The following is a 2,207-nucleotide window of genomic DNA, read 5'->3' as shown; positions in this document are numbered from 1 at the left end:
GCTTCTCTTAGCCTACATTTCCTTCCCATAGAATAAATCAACCCTACCCCAGAATGGGGGATTTAGGGGGCGAAGTCGCTTGGCAATAAACGATCTTATTTAATTCGCGATCCTTAGTAGACATTAGTCTCCAAAGTTCTGAAAACTTCAAGAATTGCCTACTGTTCTCAAGTCAGTGACATTTATTCAAAGCCCGCGCTACTGTAGTCGTTGCTTAGGTTTTTGTGGAGCAAGATTCTGTGGCTTATCGCAATCCTTCCCCGGCGGTTGACATGATTATTGAGATGGTCGATCGCCCCCATCGCCCGATCGTTTTGATCGAACGGCTCAACATTCCCTACGGTTGGTCACTTCCGGGAGGATTTATTGACTATGGCGAATCCGCAGAAGCGGCCGCTCGTCGAGAAGCGCTAGAAGAAGTCGGACTGGAGATTACCCTCGTCGAACAGTTTCACGTTTATTCTGATCCGAGTCGAGATGCCCGTCAGCATACGTTGAGCGTGGTTTACCTTGCGACGGCGACGGGTGAACCTAAAGCAGGCGATGATGCCAAAAACTCTAAAATTACCGAGATTTGGGAAATTCCTACCAATCTTTGTTTTGATCACGATCGCATTCTCAATGAATATTTGCAGTACCGTCACTATGGCATTCGTCCGCGCTTGTGACCTGTCGATGGTGCGTCTATGAATTGTTAAAAAGACCGCGATGAATACAGACTGATCCGCGATCGCAAGCTACGATTCACGTAGAAACGTTTGATGAATTCGTGACCACTCCAGCTAGAGGATTTTGAGATGTCAAAAGTCTACAGCACCGAGGAGTTAATCAAAATCCTGGCAGAAGAGCGACGAGCCTGTATCAATGGGCAGCGCTTAAATTTGGCTGTTACCCCTTCGGGCATGAATCCTTTAATTGATCGCTTTGTTAAAGCCGACGGCATTCAAAAGTTTACGGCTTACAACGACTTTCGCAAGACGGTTCATCGCTATCAACGAGATCATCAAGTCTCTGGCATCGTCTGGCAACATCTTTTGATTGAGGGAAAAGCCTTCCACTATCCCAAGATTGACGATCAGTTGATCAGCTTGAGTGAAGATTTGCAGACGCTCAAAGCCGCTAAGTCCTCAATCGTCGATTTTTGGCGAGAAACCACGGTTGGGATGGATTTTTACTTGAGCATGAACACCGGAAAGTTTTATCAACCTGTCATCCACGATGATATTGAGCGAATTTTGCAGCGATCGGAGTGGGCGACTCTCAGCCATCAAGGGCGATCGGACGCTTTAGAAGTGATTTTGCAGCTTGGCTGGGGCAGACCCGAAGAAGCTCTTTATCGTCGAGGCTTTCCTGAGTCGGGGAGTGAGTCGATTCATGCGGTGCGAGTGGGGAGAGAGCCGATCGGGTAGGGATGAGGGATGAGGGATGAAGAGAGAGCAAAAATTGTTCAGTTCAAAGCTCAAGAATTCAAAGCTCAAGAATTCAAAACTCAGGCGTTGACTTCTTCATTGCTTCTGACGACTTATCGGTATTCGTTGGAGCGATCGTGGAGTGATGCGCCTCGTGTCGGGTTTATTATGCTCAATCCCAATCGGGCGGATGAAGTGAGCGATGATCCTACAATTCGACGCTGTATTGGGTTTGCGAAGTCTTGGGGCTATGGAGGGCTAGAAGTCGCAAATCTGTTTGCTTATCGGGCAAAAACGCCTGACTTACTCAAGCAAGCAGACGATCCGATTGGCAAAGAGAACGATCGCTCTATTCTCAGATTGACGAAACGAGTGGAAACGATCGTCCTGGCGTGGGGAAATTGGGGGATGCTGGGAGAGCGCGATCGTACGGTAATAAAATTGCTCGATTCACACCCAACGCTCTACTGTCTCGGCACCACAAAACTTGGACAACCGCGCCATCCGCTCTATCTCAAAAGCACTACGCTCCTAGTAAAATTTAGTTTGGCTTCTCATTAGTCTGCATCACCAGCTTTTTGAATAGCTGTCTCTATAGCAATCCTTAAATGAGTCATAAACAGATTTTTGTCGCTCCGTTCCAGTCCGCTTCGCCCCCTAAATCCCCCATTCTGGGGGACTTTGAAACTGGGGAATGGGTCTTGAAATCTAGGAAGTCTCTCGGCTCAAAGTCCCCCAACTTTGGTAGGGTTGATTTATTCTATGGGAAGGAAATGTAGGCTAAGAGAAGCGACCCTT

At 47.7% G+C, this 2,207-nt stretch carries 3 protein-coding genes; all 3 read left to right on the top strand.

Annotated elements, in window-relative coordinates; all coding sequences use genetic code 11:
- The first annotated feature begins 224 nt into the window (after window positions 1-224).
- Entirely contained in the window at window positions 225-668 is a 444-nt protein-coding gene (locus tag ACJ2PR_RS35665) for an NUDIX domain-containing protein (protein WP_446880606.1), read from the top strand.
- 129 nt (window positions 669-797) lie between these two features.
- Window positions 798-1,409: a hypothetical protein gene (locus ACJ2PR_RS35660; RefSeq protein ID WP_446880605.1), complete on the top strand. Its 612-nt coding sequence runs from the start codon at window positions 798-800 to the stop codon at window positions 1,407-1,409.
- A 9-nt stretch (window positions 1,410-1,418) separates the two neighbouring features.
- Window positions 1,419-1,970 (top strand): DUF1643 domain-containing protein, encoded by a 552-nt coding sequence (locus tag ACJ2PR_RS35655; protein ID WP_446870936.1) that lies wholly within the window; start codon window positions 1,419-1,421, stop codon window positions 1,968-1,970.
- Window positions 1,971-2,207 lie beyond the last annotated feature (237 nt).

This window comes from Phormidesmis sp. 146-33 (genome assembly GCF_052939515.1).
Note: the sequence above shows the minus strand (reverse complement) of the source record. Positions and strands in the feature narration are given on the sequence as shown.

Coding starts and splice junctions, on each gene's coding strand:
- ACJ2PR_RS35660 (WP_446880605.1), top strand. CDS start 798: ATGTCAAAAGTCTACAGCACCGAGGAGTTAATCAAAATCCTGGCAGAA.
- ACJ2PR_RS35655 (WP_446870936.1), top strand. CDS start 1,419: ATGAGGGATGAAGAGAGAGCAAAAATTGTTCAGTTCAAAGCTCAAGAA.